The 808-nt window shown below is 52.0% G+C and carries 1 protein-coding gene; it reads right to left on the reverse strand.

What is annotated here, in order from left to right:
• The coding region (locus tag RT269_RS28805; RefSeq protein ID WP_313187868.1) for a PTS fructose transporter subunit IIC at nucleotides 1-808 on the reverse strand (808 nt) is incomplete at both ends.

Below are 808 nucleotides of genomic sequence, written 5' to 3' on the forward strand. Positions count from 1 at the left end.
TACCAGGCCCATAGCCAGAGCCGCCTTGCCGTTGGCAGTCTCCTCAGGAAGAAACAGCTGGTGTTTGCGGTCTAAGAATGTAGCCAGCGCCATACCTAACGGTGCAACCGGAATCGCCATAGCCTGTGCTCCCATGAACTGTGGCTGTCCTTCAGCAATTAAACCAACCGAGAACATGAATGCTACCTTGCCAAAGGGACCGCCCATGTCAAAGCCCTGCATCAGACCAATGGTAATGCCAAGTAAAATCATACTTCCGGCAGACATGCTTTCCAGCATGGCATAAAGAGCCGTCATCAGGGACGAAATGGGCGCTCCGATAATAAATATAAATGCAAATGCGATAAACAAAGATCCAGTAATAGGAATAATCATGATCGGAACCAACGGCCTGATCATCTCCGGCCAATGAAGCTTCTTCATCCACCTTACAAAGTATCCGGTCAGAAAACCAGCCACAATAGCTCCGATAAAGCCGGTTCCCGCCGACGCTCCGTAAAAAGAACCGTTGTTGGCGATCCAGCCGCCAATCATGCCAGGAGCCAGAGCCGCCCTGTCACCGATAGCAAATGCTATGTAACCGGCCAGAATCGGGATCATCAGTGTAAATCCGGCGCTTCCCACTGCAGAAATCTGATTCCAGAAGCTGCCTTCGGGGATCACAAGACCCTGGGGTGTGGGTTTTCCTCCCACTGCCAGTGCGACCGCAATCAGCAGGCCACCGATTACCACAAACGGGATCATAAAGGAGACTCCGTTCATCAACGCCTTGTACAGCATCTTTCCACTAAGGGCACCTGCAGGCTCC

The sequence above is a fragment of the Lacrimispora sp. genome (assembly GCF_032078915.1).
Classification (GTDB): Bacteria; Bacillota; Clostridia; order Lachnospirales; family Lachnospiraceae; genus Lacrimispora.